This window comes from Mycobacterium canetti CIPT 140010059 (genome assembly GCF_000253375.1).
In the GTDB taxonomy this organism is placed as follows: Bacteria; Actinomycetota; Actinomycetes; order Mycobacteriales; family Mycobacteriaceae; genus Mycobacterium; species Mycobacterium tuberculosis.
Genome location: NC_015848.1, coordinates 4,453,871 through 4,470,694, shown reverse-complemented (window position 1 = coordinate 4,470,694; position 16,824 = coordinate 4,453,871). Strand labels below are relative to the sequence as shown.

Below are 16,824 nucleotides of genomic sequence, written 5' to 3'. Positions count from 1 at the left end.
GGCTGGCCGTGCCCGGCCCGGTCAGGACGCGGCGTAAATCGTGATCTCCGAGATGTCGGCTTGACTCTTTCCGTCGGTGGTTCCCAAGGTAGAGATCCACACCAGCAGATTCGAGGTGGGCGCGGCCGCCTCGACCGAGATGGTGTTGTGGCCGGGCCGCAGCGCGGTGGCCGAAGTCAACACGGCGGTATCCTCCAGCGTTGCCGGCGTCGGCGTGGATGCCGAGCGGATCTCCACCTTGGTGCCGGTGCTGGCCACGTCGATGGCGACGGTGCCGACCACCGTGGCCTGGGGCAGCTGCAACATCAAACCGACTCCGTTCTTGAAGCTAGGGAACGGGACGGGGTCGGTATAGATGTCGGTCTTCCAGGAAGTGGCCGGATTGCCGTCGATGGCCAAATCAGCCTCCCCGGGGTTGTCGGCGCCGCCGTCGGGGGAGAAGACCGTGACCTTGGTGGGTTTGACGACGCTGCCGGGCGGCGCCGAACTGGCCGCCGAGGTCGACGCGGTGGGTGCGTTGAGGCCCAGTTCGTCCTTGTTGAGGCCGCCGCTGACATCGCCGAATATCCGGCTCAACACCGAAGCCAAGACCAGCAGGGCCACCATGAGGACGGCAGCACCCGCGCCGATGCCGATCAGCAGGTTGCGACGGCGGCGGGTGTAGGTTTCGCTGTCGGGCGCGGATGTGCGCGGGGCCGCGGAGACCGGTGCTTCGTCGATCGGTCCCAGCACCTCGGTGCGATCGGCCACCGCGGTCGCCTGCTGCATTAGATTCAACAGCGTTGACGCGCTGCGTATCCCGCCGTCTCCTTGAACCGACCGGGCCGCCACCGCGGAAATCTGGAAGGGGATGTCAGGGTCGATGTCGGCGGGTTCGATGGGCTGGCCAGCGGTGTCGCGCTCGGCGGGTGCCAACCCGCTGCGCACGCCGGCCTCCGGCAGCGGCCACCGGTTGACCAGCAGGGCGTACAGGGAGGCGCCGATGCCGCGGATGTCGTCTTGCGGGTTGGCGTCCGGCATGGTCGCCGGGTAGGCCAGCACGACGTCGCCGTCGATGCTCACGCGCACCCGGCTGGGATGGTCGATCGACAGCGCAACACCGGCGCGGTGGGCAGCATCTGCGGCCGCGGCCAGGGACTGCATCGCCCGGATGGCGCCAACCGGCGACGGTGAGGTGTCGGCGACTTCCTGTAACGAACCGCCGCGGATCCACTCCGCGACTACCAGACCACCGGCCCGGGTATGCACGACGTCAAGCACTCGGGCGACACCGGGCTTGTCGATCCGGCTGAGCCGCAACGTACGGGACAAGGTCTCCTGGAGGACGTCGTCGGGCAGGACGCCCTGCGGGTCGACGAAGGTCAGCGCCACCTGGCGGTCCAGCGCTGTGTCAAGCGCCTGCCAGAACTGCAGGGGTGGTACACCCCCGTGGAAGATCAGCAGGCGGTAGCGGCCGTTAGCGATGCGGGCGCCGGGAACCAGCTGCACATCATCTGGGGGGGCCGACGATTCTCGGTCCGGTTCGCGGAGCGCGTCGAACGCAATCGGCCCACGGGCCGCATCGGCGGGCAGATCGCCGTTTTGCAGGTCGGATGGGTGCGGCCGGGAAACGGGGCCGGGGTCACGGCCGGCTGGCGCGTCGAGCTGAAGCTCGTCGGCGACGGGCCGCGGCAGCTCGGCACCCGACGCGGCACCAAACGAGGCGTTCTCCGATGGGCGGTCGATCACCTCCGGTCCTTTCGCTCTCCCGGCTCTGGCTACCTGCTCCGGAGGCCTGCGCCGGATCGGCTCGTGGACCACACTTTTCCCCCGCGGCGGGGCCAAACGCCTCCGCTCAGGGTACGTGACCGGTCCGGGGCGAGACGATTGATCCAAGACATTCTGGGTCTGAGGCCCGGTCTTCAAGCGCCGGCTCCTGATTCGGGCTCGCACGGCATCCAGCGCCGCCCGCGCCTCGGGCACCTGCGCGCAGAGGGTGACCGCAGCCAGAATTGGCAGCATGATGAGAGCCAGCACCGACAGCCGCAGCAGCGAACCGACGCTGCCCGCGTGGGCCGTCAGCTCGCTTAGCCCTAGTAACCGATCGGCCACGTGTGCCAGCAGTCCGGCAAGCAACGACGCGGCGACGGTCACCAGGACGGTTCGCGCCTCGCCGACGCCGATCAGCTGGCCGCCGTCGGGCCGCAGGGCCCGACGCAGTATGTAGTAGCCGACGATCGCGCCGGCGAGAAATCCGAGTCCGTTAGCCAGCCCGAGATAGGCCGCGACCAGCTGGGGATCACCGGTAGTATGCGGCGCCAGCAGCGAGCCGAGGATCTTGACGCCGGTGATGACCACGATGATCGCGATTGGTGTCCACGGCTGCTCGCGGGCGTAGAACACGCGTAGCTGCAACAGCACTAACGCATAGGGGATCAACGTGAACGCCGACAATGCGATCGCCGCCCCCAGGTACCCGGCATCAACGTCGCCGAAGTTGCCGTATGCAAAAAGCGCGCTACCGATCGCCGGACCGCCGACCGTCATGAACGCCACCGTTGGGATCAGCGTGATCATGGTCAGCCTGGTGGCTAGCGACAGGTCGGCGAGCACGGCCGGGGTATCGTCGGCCGCGGCATTGCGGCTCAGCCGCGGCATCACCACGGTCAGCACCGTCACGCCGATCATGCCGAATGGCAACATCAGCACTAGCCAGGTGTAGTTGTAGATCGCGGGGCCGGAAGCCGCTGCCGTGCTGGCGATCCGGTTACCGACCACCAGGCCGAGCTGGCTGATCAGCACATAGAGCACCATCGCGGCGGCCATCGCGCCAAAGCGCTTGAGCCGCTGATCGATTCCCCACAGGGGGCGCAGGCTGATGTGCTCGCGCCGGATGGCCACCAGCAGCACCGCGGTCTGTGCAAACACGCCTGCGGTGGTGCCGATGCCGAGCACCAGCAGCTTGGCGTTGCCCATCCGAACCGGATCGACTGAAAGCTCGCCGGGGACCGCCAGATACACCGCTAGGGTCGCGATGGCGACGACATTGTTGACGACGGGCGCCCAGGCCGGCGGCCCGAACACATTGCGGGTGTTCAGGATCGCCATGAATACCGACGAGAGGCCGTAGACGAGCACTTGCGGTAGCAGCAGGTAAGCGAACGCCGTGGTCAGCGGCTCGTTAACCTGTGGGTTTGTGCCCAGCATCAACCGCACAAGCAGTGGCGCGGCCAGCACCGACAGCGTGGTGGCGCCCAGCAGCAGGGTGGTTGCCAACGTGACCAAACGGCGCACGAACGCCGCGCCGCCGTCCGGGTCGTCCTGCTCGGCGCGGGCCAGCACCGGTACGAAGATGGCGGTGAAGGTGGCCTCCAGCACGAGTGCGGCGACCAGGTTCGGCAGCTGGTTGGCCACCGAGAACGAGCTGGCCAGCGCCGCACCTAAGATCGCTGCCAGCAGCACGATCCGGGCAAAGCCGGTGATCCGGCTGATCAGCGTCGCGAATGCCATTGCCCAGGAGTGCGATACCAGCGCCGCGTCGGACAGCTCGGGCTGCCTCTGCGATGCCGTGGGCACCTCTCCAGGGGAGGGCCTCATACCCGGTGCTTTTCGTCGTCCCGACTGGCTACGGCACGGCGCTGCTGGGCGTGTTTGCCGGTAGGCGGGTCGGGGCGATCCAGGTCGGCGCGATCAGGCTGGCCACGGAACCGGTGCCAAAGGCGCCGGCCCGCCAGCGTTACCAGCACGGCCGCAGCGGATAGCGTGATCGCAAACAACACCTTGCCGTAGGCGTTGGAGTGCACCGACAACCGCACCGGTTCACCCAGCGCGACGCCGTCGGGGGTCCGCAGCGACACGTCGACGGCAACCCGCTGTGTGAAGTTCACCTCGATTGGTACTCGTAGCGGCAGGTACCCGGGCGGTAGCTCGATCTGACCGACATCGGCCACCGTCATCCCGGGCGGAGCATCGACCTGTAGCCGGACCCGGATTGGCACGGCGAGGCCATTATGCAGCGCCAACGGCAGCGGACTGTGCTCGGTGGCCAGAGTGTAGGAGCCGCCCGGGTTGACGATGGTCACCGCGCCGAAAAGATCGTCGATCGTCTTTCCAACGACGGCCAGCCGCTGCTGGGCCAGCCCGTTGCGGGTATCGGGTGGTAGCGATTGGCTCAGCGCGCGCAACATGTCCTCGCGTAGTGGTGCGGTGTACTGCACGCCGGTCAGCCCGGTGCGGTCATCGGTGGTCAACGCCGAGGTCAGCTTCCATAGCCGGGCAACCTGCCCGCCGATCTGCGTGGTGATGTCGTCATTGAACCGGCCGCGAGCGGCGCTGTAAGCGCCCGGGGGTTCCGGTGGCTCGGTGCGGGCCGCGGCGTCAGCGATCACCGCCGGTAGTGGTCGCGGCACGGCCAGGCCAGACCGGATGGCGGTGGCCAGCGCGGTCAGGATGACCTGCGCGTCGTCGCTGGCCAGGCTCCACGACGCCGGCGGCACCAGGATTTGGGTACGGGGCGCGGCATTTGGCTCCAAGCTGCGCCACAGCATTGCGCCCAAGGCGTCCTGGCGGCGCGCGGTGATCGATTCATGCGCGATCCGAACGAACAACGAGGGATCTAGATAGCTAGGAACGGTCGGGTTTGTTCCCGCGGCGGCCAGCGCGGCCCCGACCGCGGGATCAAACGGCGCCGCTACCACCCGCGGGGACAACCGCCGGGGCGCGGTAGCGGGTAAGAGCGCGGAGCCGATCTGGGACGAACCCTGCTGTTCCTCGGGGCTAAAATCGGCGGCCGCGACGGCAACCGTGCTGCCGTGGGTGCTGAGCAAGTTGATCGCCCGGCCGGTCAACGGGCCGTCGGGCAGCACGGTTGCGCCGCGGGTGGAGCTGACATCCAGGATGCGGTCGACGATGTCGGCGGGGCTGATGGTTGCGATCGCGCTCAGCCTCGGATCATTAACCCGCTGCAAAGCATCCAGGTCGGCTTGGGCAAAAGGCAGCGGCGTCACGCATGTCCGGTGGACTAGCGTCCGCAATCGATCCAGCCAGCTGGATGCGGCGGCCTGGCCGGTGCCCGGGTGGGTCGGGGTGCCCGGTAGTTGAGCGGCCCCGTCGGGCGAGTCGGACACGACGTAGCCGCCGGTCATCGCATTGACGGTGATGAGTAGATCTGGGTCGATGGCCAGGCACAGCGCTCGGCCGACGGCGCCGTCGGGGTCGACTTCCCGGTTGGTGGCGAACTCGGCCGCCGACAGGAGGATGTCCAGCCGGCCGCCGTTGGCCAGCGAGTTTGCCAGGTCGTCGTCGACCAGCCGGACGGGAACGGTGCCACCGGGTGCCCCGGGGGCCAACCGGGGCCGGTCGGCCAGCGGCCACAGCATGGTGATCCAGACCGGCGCCGTCGTTTCTGGTGCAACAGCGGAGCCGAAGTCGGTGGCCTGGTCGGGTGGCACTCCAACCACGGGCAACAGGAACCGCGCATTGTCGAGCCGCGCAGGCGCACCGTAGTCGGGTGTCCCATTGACGTTGACCAGGACCGGGTAGATCCCGGGCTGGTTGACGGCCAACGACGGCCTGGTCAGCGAGCGCAGCGGGGCCGAGAGGGTAAAGCCGGCCTCTTGCCCGCGGTCTAGTTCGGGGGCGACCGTGAGGAAGTCCGCGGCCGGCTGGTACTGGTCGGTGCCGCCGTCGAGCGAGGTGCGTAACGCCGTTGACGACGTGACCGCGGCGGCGTGCTCAAGCCGGACCATCACATCGCGGACTGGGCGGTCACCGGTATTGGTCACCGTTCCGCTGACGGTGACATGGGGTTCGCTGGAAGTGGTCACCACGTCCGGGGTCACCTGATCGATGCGGACCTGGACAAAAGGCGTCGGGCTGGGCTCGCCTGCGAGCGCGTGCGGCGCCGCCGACGGTACCGTGAGCGCCATCCCGAGGCCGGCCACGACGCCGATCGCTGAGGTGACGCGCGCCAAAGCGGCCCAGCGGAGTTGCAGTGCGGTCACGGCCCCGGCCCGGGACCGTTGTGCTGACCCGGTGCTGAGTCATCGGCATGACGAGCGCGTGAATGCGTTTGCGGCCGTCGACGAGGCGAGCTGGGTGGTAGCGGCGGAAGCGCGGCGGGGCCGTCGCTCTGCAGCTTGTCGATCAGTTCGTCGGCCACCTCGGCTAGTCGACGTTCGTCGGCGTAGGCCAGTCGAGACGGCAGTTCCCGGATCGGCACCCAGGCTACCTCGGCTACCTCGAGGTCTTCGTCGGACAGCTCTCCGCCTAAAAACCGCATCAAATAATGGTGGACGGTCTTGTGCACCCGCCGGCCGTCGGTGACGAACCAGTAGTCGATGCGCCCCAGCGCGGCGAGCACACTGCCGCGGATGCCGGTCTCCTCGGCGACCTCGCGGATGGCGGTCTGCTCGGCGGTCTCGCCCAACTCGATGTGCCCCTTGGGTAGCGACCACAGCAGCCGGCCGCGCCGGTCGACGCGGCCGATCAGAGCCGCGACCTGCGCGTCTCGTGGACCGTCGATACCGTCAATGACCAACCCTCCAGCCGATGTTTCGTGCACGGTGCGCATCCGAGTCGACCCGCGACGAGGTGAGCGGGACCGGGACCGCTTCGCCGTTGCCGGGGTCGGGGTGGCGTCGCCGGCCGGTTGGGCGTCCATGTGATTCTCGGCTGTAGCCGCAGCGCGCCGCCCGCGGCGCCGCCCCCGGCGTCGACGTGATTTGGCTTGTTCGCCGTCGGACACCCCAGCGATAGTAGCTGGTACGGGCGGGTGTTCCCGATGTACTCGCCGTCTGAGCGCCCATCGTCGGCCAGGACTTATTCGTTGGGCGAGGGAGCGGGGCGGTGCAGGCGACCCGTGCTGACCAATTGAGTCGCACCAGTCACATCTGTCACAGAAATCGCTGTGTCGGGGGCGCACGATTTGCCCACCTTCGAGCGACAAGACGCGACCGCACCCAAGGATTCTTAATATTGTCGCCGGCTGTTTGTCGCGCGGAGATGGGCACGACGACACCTCGTCCCGACACCGGCCAATGCGACGGGTGCGGCAACGAGGGTTGCCGGTTCCTCCACCGACCGTCCCGGCCCACTTCGACTGCCATTAGGCTGATCGAACGTGCCGGAAGCCGTCCAGGAAGCCGATCTGCTAACCGCCGCGGCGGTTGCCTTGAACAGGCATGCTGCCTTATTGCGGGAACTCGGGTCGGTGTTCGCCGCCGCGGGACACGAGTTGTATCTGGTCGGCGGTTCGGTGCGAGATGCACTGTTGGGCCGGTTGAGCCCCGACCTGGACTTCACCACCGACGCCCGTCCCGAGCGGGTGCAGGAGATCGTGCGGCCGTGGGCCGATGCGGTGTGGGATACCGGAATCGAATTCGGCACCGTCGGCGTGGGTAAGAGCGACCACCGCATGGAGATCACCACATTCCGTGCCGACAGCTACGACCGGGTTTCGCGTCATCCAGAGGTACGTTTCGGCGATTGCCTCGAGGGCGATCTGGTCCGCCGCGACTTCACCACGAACGCAATGGCTGTGCGCGTCACCGCCACTGGGCCGGGCGAATTCCTGGATCCGCTTGGTGGCTTGGCGGCGCTGCGGGCCAAGGTGTTAGACACCCCGGCGGCGCCGTCGGGGTCCTTTGGCGACGATCCGTTGCGGATGCTGCGCGCCGCGCGGTTCGTCTCGCAACTTGGCTTCGCGGTGGCGCCGCGGGTGCGCGCGGCGATCGAAGAGATGGCGCCGCAGTTGGCCCGAATCAGCGCCGAACGGGTGGCCGCCGAGCTGGACAAGCTGCTGGTCGGTGAGGATCCGGCCGCGGGTATCGATCTGATGGTGCAGAGCGGTATGGGTGCTGTGGTCTTGCCTGAAATCGGTGGGATGCGGATGGCGATCGACGAACATCACCAGCACAAGGACGTCTATCAGCATTCCTTGACCGTGCTGCGGCAGGCGATCGCGCTGGAGGACGACGGCCCGGATCTGGTGTTGCGCTGGGCGGCGCTGCTGCACGACATAGGCAAGCCCGCCACCCGCCGTCACGAACCCGACGGTGGGGTGAGCTTCCATCACCACGAAGTGGTCGGCGCCAAGATGGTGCGCAAGCGGATGCGGGCGCTGAAGTATTCCAAGCAGATGATCGACGACATCTCGCAGCTGGTCTACCTGCATCTGCGGTTTCACGGCTACGGCGATGGGAAGTGGACCGACTCTGCGGTGCGCCGCTATGTCACCGACGCCGGGGCCCTACTGCCACGGCTGCACAAGCTGGTGCGCGCCGACTGCACGACCCGCAACAAGCGCCGGGCCGCGCGGTTGCAGGCCAGTTACGACCGGCTGGAAGAGCGGATCGCGGAGCTGGCCGCCCAGGAGGATCTGGATCGGGTGCGCCCCGACCTGGACGGCAACCAGATCATGGCGGTGCTCGACATTCCGGCGGGCCCGCAAGTCGGCGAGGCGTGGCGCTACTTGAAGGAGCTGCGGCTAGAGCGCGGCCCGTTGTCCACCGAGGAGGCGACAACCGAGCTGCTGTCCTGGTGGAAATCACGGGGGAACCGCTAGCTTGGGAGTCGCGTCAGAACGGTTGTGGAGTACTGCATAGCCGGCGACGACGGCAGCGCCGGGATCTGGAACCGCCCGTTCGACGTCGACCTCGACGGTGACGGCCGGCTGGACGCGATTGGCCTGGATCTCGACGGCGACGGTCTGCGCGATGACGCGCTGGCCGACTTCGACGGCGACGACGTTGCCGACCACGCCGTATTCGACGTCGACAACGACGGCACCCCGGAAAGCTACTTCATCGACGACGGATCGGGGACCTGGGCGGTCGCCGTCGACCGCGGCGGACAACTGCGCTGGTATGGGCTCGACGGCGTCGAGCACACCGGTGGTCCACTGGTTGACTTCGACGGGTTCGGTGGTTTAGACGACCGGCTACTCGATACCGACGGTGACGGGCTGGCCGATCGGGTGCTGTGTGCTGGTGAGCAGCGTGTGACCGGATACGTCGACACCGATGGCGACGGCCGCTGGGACGTACGGCTGACCGACACCGACGGCGACGGCACCGCCGACGGCGCCAGCAGCCTTTAGGGCTGCGGCGGGTGCGCCCGGGCGGCTGAATTGTGGCGGTGCCTGGGCATTGTTAGGTTGCGGCCATGGGTGCCGACGACACGCTGCGCGTAGAGCCTGCGGTGATGCAGGGTTTCGCCGCGTCGTTGGATGGAGCGGCCGAGCATCTCGCGGTTCAACTGGCCGAGCTGGACGCTCAGGTCGGGCAGATGTTGGGCGGGTGGCGCGGGGCGTCGGGCAGTGCGTATGGCTCGGCGTGGGAGCTATGGCATCGCGGGGCCGGTGAGGTGCAGCTGGGATTGTCGATGCTGGCGGCGGCGATAGCTCACGCCGGTGCGGGTTATCAACACAACGAGACCGCGTCGGCGCAGGTGCTTCGTGAGGTGGGCGGTGGCTGAGCCGTTTCGGGTGGATCCGACCGTGTTGGCTGATGCGGTGGCGCGGATGGCCGAATTCGGTCGCCACGTCGAGGAGCTGGTCGCCGAGATTGAGTCCTTGGTTACCCGGCTGCATGTGACGTGGACGGGGGAGGGCGCGGCGGCTCATGCTGAGGCGCAACGACATTGGGCTGCCGGTGAGGCGATGATGCGCCAGGCGTTGGCCCAGCTCACGGCCGCGGGGCAGAGCGCGCACGCCAACTACACCGGCGCGATGGCCACGAATTTGGGTATGTGGTCGTGAGCTGATGGCGCCGTTGGCGGTCGATCCCGCGGCCCTTGATAGCGCGGGCGGCGCGGTGGTGGCTGCGGGTGCGGGTTTGGGTGCGGTGATCTCGTCGCTGACCGCGGCGCTGGCCGGGTGTGCGGGGATGGCCGGTGATGATCCGGCTGGGGCGGTGTTCGGGCGCTCCTATGACGGTTCGGCGGCCGCGCTGGTGCAGGCGATGTCGGTGGCGCGCAACGGATTGTGCAACCTCGGCGATGGGGTGCGCATGAGCGCGCACAACTACTCGTTGGCCGAGGCGATGTCGGATGTCGCTGGGCGGGCGGCGCCGTTGCCGGCGCCGCCGCCGAGCGGCTGTGTCGGCGTGGGTGCGCCGCCGTCGGCGGTCGGTGGCGGCGGTGGCGCCCCGAAGGGCTGGGGGTGGGTGGCCCCGTATATCGGGATGATCTGGCCGAACGGGGATTCGACAAAGCTACGTGCGGCGGCTGTGGCGTGGCGCAGCGCGGGCACGCAGTTCGCGCTGACTGAGATTCAGTCGACGGCGGGGCCGATGGGCGTTATTCGCGCCCAGCAGCTCCCGGAGGCGGGGCTGATCGAGTCGGCGTTTGCTGACGCGTACGCCAGCACCACCGCTGTCGTGGGCCAATGCCACCAGCTGGCGGCCCAGCTAGACGCCTATGCCGCCCGCATCGACGCGGTGCATGCGGCGGTCCTGGATTTGTTGGCCCGCATCTGCGATCCGCTGACCGGGATCAAAGAGGTGTGGGAGTTTCTGACCGACCAGGACGAAGACGAGATCCAGCGCATCGCCCATGACATCGCGGTGGTGGTCGACCAGTTCAGCGGGGAAGTGGACGCGTTGGCTGCGGAGATCACCGCGGTGGTGTCGCACGCCGAGGCGGTGATCACCGCGATGGCAGACCACGCAGGCAAACAATGGGATCGGTTCTTGCACAGCAACCCGGTGGGTGTGGTCATCGATGGCACCGGGCAGCAGCTCAAAGGCTTCGGCGAGGAGGCCTTCGGGATGGCCAAGGACTCCTGGGACCTAGGGCCACTGCGCGCCTCGATAGACCCGTTCGGGTGGTACCGCTCCTGGGAGGAGATGCTGACTGGGATGGCGCCGCTGGCGGGCCTGGGCGGCGAGAACGCTCCCGGCGTTGTGGAGTCGTGGAAGCAGTTCGGCAAAAGCCTCATCCATTGGGATGAGTGGACGACCAACCCTAATGAGGCGCTAGGCAAGACCGTATTCGACGCCGCGACGCTAGCTTTGCCGGGCGGGCCGCTGTCGAAACTTGGCAGCAAGGGCCGCGACATTCTCGCGGGCGTGCGAGGCCTCAAGGAGCGGCTTGAGCCGACGACACCGCACCTTGAGCCCCCAGCAACGCCGCCGCGGCCAGGACCGCAACCACCACGGATCGAACCACCAGAATCGGGCCACCCGGCACCCGCGCCCGCGGCGAAACCGGCGCCCGTGCCCGCCAACGGTCCACTGCCGCACAGCCCCACCGAATCCAAACCGCCGCCCGTCGACAGACCAGCGGTCAGCGAGCCGCCCAAACGGGCGGCTATTGCGCCGCCGCCGGCAGGTCCGCCCCGGGTATCTGCACCGTCCCATGACCACCTACTGCCAGTCCACTCGGAACCGCCTGCCCCCACCCCGGCTCAGGTGCCTGCGAACACTCCACTCCGCGGATCTCCCTGCGAGCCGACTCCGGTCGCCGCTCACCCGCCACCGGCCGTGCCCGCGGCAGCGACATCCCACGCGTTGCCCCCGCATTCCCCAATCCCTGCCGACCACCCACCCGAACCACAACCCCACGGTGGGCGACCCTACGGCGGGGGACAGAGCCCAGTCGAGAAGCCTTCTGGTCCTTCTGGTTTGGACTATGAAGACTATGGATCTGAGTGGGACGTCGAAGGACCGGATGGCCTTGCTGGCTCGATTCGCACGGTGAATCCCGGCGGTGGGACGATGAACTGCGTTAACTGCGCAATCACTACTGATCAAATGCTCGATGGCATTAAGATCTCCGCTGCGCTCGATGGTCCGAAACCAATTGGTTTCTTGGAGAACTACTTCGGCTCTCATTTCGCCCCCATCGCGGATAGGGCTGCGATCGAAGTGACGATGACCGCTGCAGGCGACGGCGCCCGTGGAATCGTTTTCGCGTCCCGTGGTCCTGGGCAAGTCGGACATGTCTTCAATGTTGTCAATCAAAATGGAGTGATACGATTTCTTGACGGCCAGCCCGGAAGAGTAGCCTCATTCGACGGCTACAAAAGCTTCTATTTTATGAGGTATCGATGAATGCAATAGACATCGAAGAGGCGCGAATACGAGCTACTGACGCAATTAGCAAATTGGCAGAAAAAGAGCGGTTGGGAGATCTCATGATCGTCGATGCGGCGATCGTGGAAACAGAAGAAGCATGGTATTTTCCATATGACGCGGTAGCGTTTGTCGTGCATGGGGACATTTCTGCTGCCTTGGCGGGAAATGTGCCAGTGAAGGTGCCGAGAGACGGGAGTGCTCTCACGTACGAAGCTCCATCCCAACCGTGAGACGAATGTAGCAAGCCCGTTCGTCAGCTCCTCGTGCTAAGCCTGAGCCCGTCAGATGCTGTGATGACGGGGCGTGGGTAGTGCGGGTGGTTTCACCGATAACGCATCCGGCGCGGCATATCGAGGTGGGGGGTCTGTCGCAAACGGGAAACCGGTGTGCAGCGTTACCGGCTTTTCCGACTTGGTGGGCGCCTTCAATACCGCCGCTGACGCCATCAACTATTTGCGGAGCCGGCTGACCGAAATTGCAGAGGCAGGAAATAAGGAAATCGACGACGTTCTTGCGTCGAAAAAGCCGCTGCCGGAGCAGTTGGCGGAAATCCAGGCGATCCAAGCCACGTGTAATGCCGGGGTGGCCTGGTGTAAGCGGGAAACCGGTGTGCAGCGTTACCATCTGCGATGTGACCGCGCCAGCACCCTTGCCCATGCCACGTACACGTAGTTGGCCCGCCATTACGGTGGCCTCGATCGCTGCTGTGGTGGCGGTCGCTGCGCTGATCGTGGCCCTGACAAATTCCAGGCCCGCGGCTACACCGGCTACGACTTCGCCGCCTACCTACACCGCTGCCGAGATCGCCGCGGCACAACGGCAACTGTGCGACACATACAAGCTGGTGGCCCATGCAGTACAAGTTGACACGAACGGGAGCGATAAGGCACTGGCCCGCATCACGCTCACAAATGCTGCGGCAATCCTCGACAATGCAGCAGCCGATCCCGCCCTAGATGCCAAACACCGCGACGCCGCGCGCGCTAGCGACCGCTTACCGCACAACGATCGCAATGGCGAGTGGTGGCACTCAAGCTGCGTGGCAGGCTGCACTTGACGACGGCAACGTGAAAGATGCTGCTATGAAGCAGGTATGTGGTGGCGGCTGATCTTCCGCCCGGCCTTCGGGGAGCGAAATCCGAGGTCATTAAGGCAGAGAAGTACGAAATAAAGAAGGGCGCTTTCAATACCGCCGCTGACGCCATCGACTATTTGCGGAGCCGGTTGACCGGCATTGCAGGGGAAGGAAATAAGGAAATCGACGACGTTCTTGCGTCGAAAAAGCCGTTGCCGGAGCAGTTGGCCGAATTCCAGGCGATCCAAGCCAGGTGTAATGCCGGGGTGGCCTGGTGTAAGCGGGAAACCGGTGTGCAGCGTTACCATCTGCGATGTGACCGCACCAGCACCCGCGCCCATGCCACGTACACGTAGTTGGCCCGCCATTACGGTGGCCTCGATCGCTGCTGTGGTGGCGGTCGCTGCGCTGATCGTGGCCCTGACAAATTCCAGGCCCGCGGCGACACCGGCTACGACCTCGGTGCCTACCTACACCGCTGCCGAGACCGCCGCGGCACAACGGCAACTGTGCGACACGTACAGGCTGGCAGCACGGGCCGTTCAGGTTGATACGAACGGCAATGACCTAGCACTGGGCAGGATTGCAACCTCGAACGCCGCGGCCATGCTCGATGACGCCGCCGCCGATCAGGCTCTCGACGCGGAACACCAGGGCGCCGCGCGTACCCTAGCAACGGCATATCGCACCGCGACGGCGATGGCCACCAAAGGTGTTGCTACCGACGCCGAGTTTCGAGCTGCGCTCGATGACGTCATCGCCAAGGACGCTGCAATGAAGAAGGTATGTGGTGGCGGGTGACCTTCCGGCTGGTAAGTGGACGCCGGCGCTGATCGGGGCGTGGTGGCCAACCCCGCCGACTGCCCTTCGCGCTGCTGCTCATCACTGGGCCACATGGATGACTCTAAAGCAAGAGTTAGCCGAAAGTCTGCGGGGCCAACGTGAGCTTCTGTCGCGGAATGAGGGCAGAACGGCCGAGGATCTGATTTCCAGGTATTTTCAGGGCGAGAAGTCCGAGCTTGATAAGGCCGAAAAATATAAAGTAAAGGCTGACGCCTTCAATTCGGGTGCTGATGCGATCCACTATCTGCGGAGCAGATTGACAGAAATAGCAGACGCGGGAAATAGAGAAGTAGATGAAGTACTTGCTTCGAAAAAACTGCTGCCTGAGCAAGTAGCGGAAATACAGGCGATCCAAGCCCGGTGCAACGCTGATGCGGCGAACGCATCCCGGGCCGCCGTCGACAAGATCTTGGCGGCTACGCAGGAGATCCTCGAGGCGGAAGGCACTGGCAGGGACGCCCGAAGTTGGGCACGTGAACACGGCTTCGACATCGATGATGTACCACCACCACGCTCTATCAGCAAGGATGACCTGGATTCGGCGCCGGCTGCAATTGGCGATCGAGGGATGCGGGGTGATGGTGGTGTGCCGTCAGCGGGTGTTGGTGCGGAAATGACGCCAGAACCAGGGCAATCGGTTGGCGAGACCGGGATGCGGGGTGATGGTGGGGTGTGGTCATCCGACGGGGGTGTAGTGGCGGCCCTACCGCCAGCGGCACCGGTTAGCGACACCGGGTTGCGTGGAAGCACCGGACCAGTACCACCTGCCCCGGTGGTCACATCGCCGCCTGCTGCTACACTGCCAGTCATCGGCGGTGGCATACCAGCAGCGCCGGCGATGCCCGGCGGGTCGCTGTCGCCGGCGGCCCTGGGACAGGGCGTATCGCCTACATCGGTAGGCCAATCGTTTGCGACCGGGATGGTGACGGGGCAGCCGGCCGCAGCTGGCGCGCATTCGCTGTCGGAAGGGGCAATGACCGCGATGCAGTCAGGGTCGGTTCCCCCGCCGCAGGTCGCTCCTCCCATAACTGCACCGCCCGTGGTGTCTGCGCCGACCATGGCTGCGGGTATCGAAGCTACACATGGGCCAGTTGACACGCCGGCGAACACCCCGGGCGCTCCACCGGCGTCGATCGGTACTACCGGGCCGGTCGCGCCGGCGGTGGTGACCGCCGGGCCGGTGGCGGCACCCGCTGCGCCGGTGGTTGGTGGCTCGGCTATGCCCTCGGGGCCGCTGCCCGCTTACGGTTCAGATCTGCGGCCCCCCGTCGTGGCACCCCCCGCCATGCCCTCGGTTTCTACGGCGCCCGTATCCGGCGCGCCGGTGGCGCCCTCGGCGTCATCGTCCCCATCAGCGGGTGGGGCGCTGGTTTCTCCGGTGGAGCGCGCGGCGTCGAAAGCTGTGGCCGGACAGGCTAGTGCGAGCGCGTCGTCGATGGCCGGGGCATCGGCAGCGTCGGCGACAGCTGGCGCGACGGCGGGCGCGGTATCGGCTCGGGCGGCTGAGCAGCAACGCCTGCAGCAGATAGTGGATGCCGTGGCGCGCCAAGAGCCGCGACTCTCGTGGGCGGCCGGGCTGCGCGATGACGGCACCACCACCCTGCTGGTCACCGATTTGGCCGGCGGGTGGGTTCCGCCCCACGTGCGGCTGCCCGCGAACGTGACGCTGCTTGAGCCCGCTGCGCGACGCCGTGATGTCGGTGTGGTCGACTTGCTGGGTGCCGTCGTGGCCGTGGCGGCCCACCAGTCCAACGGCTATGTTGCCGAACCGGGCCCAGACGCGCCTGTGCTCAGTGGTGATCGGTCAGCGCGCTCGGCGATACCCAAGGTGGATGAGTTCGGGCCGACCTTGGTCGAAGCTGTGCGCCGCCGCGATAGCCTGCCGCGCATCGCACAGGCGATCGCGCTGCCGGCGGTGCGCAAGACCGGCGTGCTGGAAAACGAAGTCGAGCTGCTGCGCGGCTGCACCGCAGCCGTCAAGGAGTCGGTGCTCAAGGCTTATCCCAGTCATGACTTAACCGGTGTCGGGGATTGGATGCTGCTGGCGGCGATCGAGGCATTGATCGACGAGCAGGACTACCTCGCCAACTACCACGTGGCCTGGTATGCCATAACCACCAGGCGTGGCGGCTCACGAGGGTTCGCTGCCTGAACCGCTGCCCGAAACTCCCTGATCACCATACGAGGCCCGACACCGTGAGCTGAATACCGGTCGACGCGCGGCGTGACAAAATGGCGATGCTGCGGCCACTGTCGACAAGCACACGAAAGAGCGTCCGAAGGGGCGCTACCGATGAAGTTCGAGGTGTGATCATGACCGGAGATCAGAATCCGGCACCCGGCCCGGCTCCGGGAGTTCCGATCAAGGTGACGCCGGAAATCTTATTGCAGGTTTTGACGACGCCGCCAGCGTCCGGACCGGCGCCGTTTCCCGCTGTCCCCGTAGACCTACCCGCACCTGCCGACATCGCTAATGGGGCACTTTTCGCCGCCGGTAATTCCGGTGTGCCCGGCGACGTCGAGTCCAGCGGCCTGGAGGACCTAGATCGGCGGGCGCATGCGGCCGATGCCGTGCAAAAGTTCTCGGCGAACGAGGCCGATGCGGCCCAACAATTCCAGGGGGTGGGCGCTCAGGCGGAGGCCCAGGGGGCGACGCAGATGATGCAACAAGCGGTGTCGGGCATTACCGGCGCGCTCGGCGGCGCGGTCGGCGGCGTCATGGGCCCACTCACGCAGCTTCCCCAGCAGGCCATGCAAGCGGGGCAGGGAGCAATGCAGCCGCTGATGAGTGCGCTTCAACAGACCTATGGCGCGGAGGGACTGGACTTCGCGGACGGGGCGCGGCTGGTGGAC

General features: G+C 66.6%; 13 protein-coding genes and 3 pseudogenes. 12 read left to right on the top strand and 4 right to left on the bottom strand.

The annotated features are described in order from the left end of the window. Window positions 1-21 precede the first annotated feature (21 nt). From murJ to MCAN_RS20650, 3 genes are read right to left on the bottom strand one after another with little or no spacing between them, the layout of a single operon-like run. Window positions 22-3,576 carry a murein biosynthesis integral membrane protein MurJ gene (gene murJ, locus MCAN_RS20660; protein ID WP_014002027.1) on the bottom strand — a complete coding sequence of 1,185 codons (3,555 nt, stop codon included), beginning with the start codon at window positions 3,574-3,576 and terminating at the stop codon, window positions 22-24. Next, window positions 3,573-5,981 (bottom strand): DUF6049 family protein, encoded by a 2,409-nt coding sequence (locus tag MCAN_RS20655; RefSeq protein ID WP_014002026.1) that lies wholly within the window; start codon window positions 5,979-5,981, stop codon window positions 3,573-3,575. Before MCAN_RS20655 ends, murJ begins: the two co-directional genes overlap by 4 nt. Next, window positions 5,978-6,724: an NUDIX hydrolase gene (locus tag MCAN_RS20650; RefSeq protein WP_003400124.1), complete on the bottom strand. Its 747-nt coding sequence runs from the start codon at window positions 6,722-6,724 to the stop codon at window positions 5,978-5,980. The genes MCAN_RS20655 and MCAN_RS20650 overlap by 4 nt, the downstream gene beginning before the upstream one ends. A 375-nt stretch (window positions 6,725-7,099) precedes the next feature. On the opposite strand from MCAN_RS20650, the gene MCAN_RS20645 reads away from it, so the two are divergent. From MCAN_RS20645 to MCAN_RS20615, 10 genes and pseudogenes are all read left to right on the top strand, one after another. Continuing rightward, window positions 7,100-8,542, top strand: a complete 1,443-nt coding sequence (locus tag MCAN_RS20645; protein ID WP_003400120.1) for a CCA tRNA nucleotidyltransferase — start codon at window positions 7,100-7,102, stop codon at window positions 8,540-8,542. A 24-nt stretch (window positions 8,543-8,566) separates the two neighbouring features. Next, window positions 8,567-9,076, top strand: a complete 510-nt coding sequence (locus MCAN_RS20640; RefSeq protein ID WP_003400109.1) for a hypothetical protein — start codon at window positions 8,567-8,569, stop codon at window positions 9,074-9,076. Window positions 9,077-9,141: 65 nt separating this feature from the next. After that, complete coding sequence (gene esxF, locus MCAN_RS20635) at window positions 9,142-9,453, top strand: pore-forming CpnT exporter EsxF (protein WP_003400100.1); 312 nt, start codon at window positions 9,142-9,144, stop codon at window positions 9,451-9,453. Window positions 9,454-9,463: 10 nt separating this feature from the next. Beyond that, the gene (gene esxE / locus MCAN_RS20630) at window positions 9,464-9,736 is read left to right on the top strand and encodes a pore-forming CpnT exporter EsxE (protein ID WP_003400094.1); all 273 of its coding nucleotides are present in this window, start codon (window positions 9,464-9,466) and stop codon (window positions 9,734-9,736) included. Between the two features lie 4 nt (window positions 9,737-9,740). Further along, a complete protein-coding gene (locus MCAN_RS20625; RefSeq protein WP_014002025.1) occupies window positions 9,741-12,029 on the top strand; it encodes a toxin glutamine deamidase domain-containing protein in 2,289 nt (762 codons plus the stop codon). Next, window positions 12,026-12,283: a YrhB domain-containing protein gene (locus MCAN_RS22105; RefSeq protein WP_080603747.1), complete on the top strand. Its 258-nt coding sequence runs from the start codon at window positions 12,026-12,028 to the stop codon at window positions 12,281-12,283. The genes MCAN_RS20625 and MCAN_RS22105 overlap by 4 nt, the downstream gene beginning before the upstream one ends. Window positions 12,284-12,470: 187 nt before the next feature. Continuing rightward, a pseudogene (locus MCAN_RS23815) lies at window positions 12,471-12,656 on the top strand (hypothetical protein); the annotation flags it as partial. Next, window positions 12,628-13,110: a hypothetical protein gene (locus MCAN_RS20620; RefSeq protein ID WP_014002024.1), complete on the top strand. Its 483-nt coding sequence runs from the start codon at window positions 12,628-12,630 to the stop codon at window positions 13,108-13,110. The pseudogene MCAN_RS23815 and the gene MCAN_RS20620, both read left to right, overlap by 29 nt. Window positions 13,111-13,175: 65 nt before the next feature. Further along, window positions 13,176-13,415, top strand: a pseudogene (locus MCAN_RS20820) (hypothetical protein); the annotation flags it as partial. Beyond that, window positions 13,387-13,929: a hypothetical protein gene (locus MCAN_RS20615; protein WP_407635593.1), complete on the top strand. Its 543-nt coding sequence runs from the start codon at window positions 13,387-13,389 to the stop codon at window positions 13,927-13,929. The pseudogene MCAN_RS20820 and the gene MCAN_RS20615, both read left to right, overlap by 29 nt. Before the next feature lie 115 nt (window positions 13,930-14,044). Here the strand turns inward: MCAN_RS20615 and MCAN_RS23810 are convergent, their stop codons facing one another. Next, window positions 14,045-14,452: a hypothetical protein gene (locus tag MCAN_RS23810; protein WP_041930648.1), complete on the bottom strand. Its 408-nt coding sequence runs from the start codon at window positions 14,450-14,452 to the stop codon at window positions 14,045-14,047. A 954-nt stretch (window positions 14,453-15,406) separates the two neighbouring features. Here MCAN_RS23810 and MCAN_RS23805 point away from each other — a divergent pair. After that, the gene (locus tag MCAN_RS23805) at window positions 15,407-16,123 is read left to right on the top strand and encodes a DUF5631 domain-containing protein (RefSeq protein WP_225038106.1); all 717 of its coding nucleotides are present in this window, start codon (window positions 15,407-15,409) and stop codon (window positions 16,121-16,123) included. A 161-nt stretch (window positions 16,124-16,284) separates the two neighbouring features. Further along, window positions 16,285-16,614, top strand: a pseudogene (locus MCAN_RS23800) (hypothetical protein); the annotation flags it as partial. Between the last annotated feature and the right edge of the window lie 210 nt (window positions 16,615-16,824).

What these genes read in the sequence shown, in the direction of transcription:
- MCAN_RS20615 (WP_407635593.1), top strand. Translation starts at nt 13,387, where the DNA reads ATGCCGGGGTGGCCTGGTGTAAGCGGGAAACCGGTGTGCAGCGTTACC.
- murJ (WP_014002027.1), bottom strand. Translation starts at nt 3,576, where the DNA reads ATGAGGCCCTCCCCTGGAGAGGTGCCCACGGCATCGCAGAGGCAGCCC.
- MCAN_RS23805 (WP_225038106.1), top strand. Translation starts at nt 15,407, where the DNA reads ATGGCCGGGGCATCGGCAGCGTCGGCGACAGCTGGCGCGACGGCGGGC.
- esxF (WP_003400100.1), top strand. Translation starts at nt 9,142, where the DNA reads ATGGGTGCCGACGACACGCTGCGCGTAGAGCCTGCGGTGATGCAGGGT.
- MCAN_RS22105 (WP_080603747.1), top strand. Translation starts at nt 12,026, where the DNA reads ATGAATGCAATAGACATCGAAGAGGCGCGAATACGAGCTACTGACGCA.
- MCAN_RS20625 (WP_014002025.1), top strand. Translation starts at nt 9,741, where the DNA reads ATGGCGCCGTTGGCGGTCGATCCCGCGGCCCTTGATAGCGCGGGCGGC.
- MCAN_RS20620 (WP_014002024.1), top strand. Translation starts at nt 12,628, where the DNA reads ATGCCGGGGTGGCCTGGTGTAAGCGGGAAACCGGTGTGCAGCGTTACC.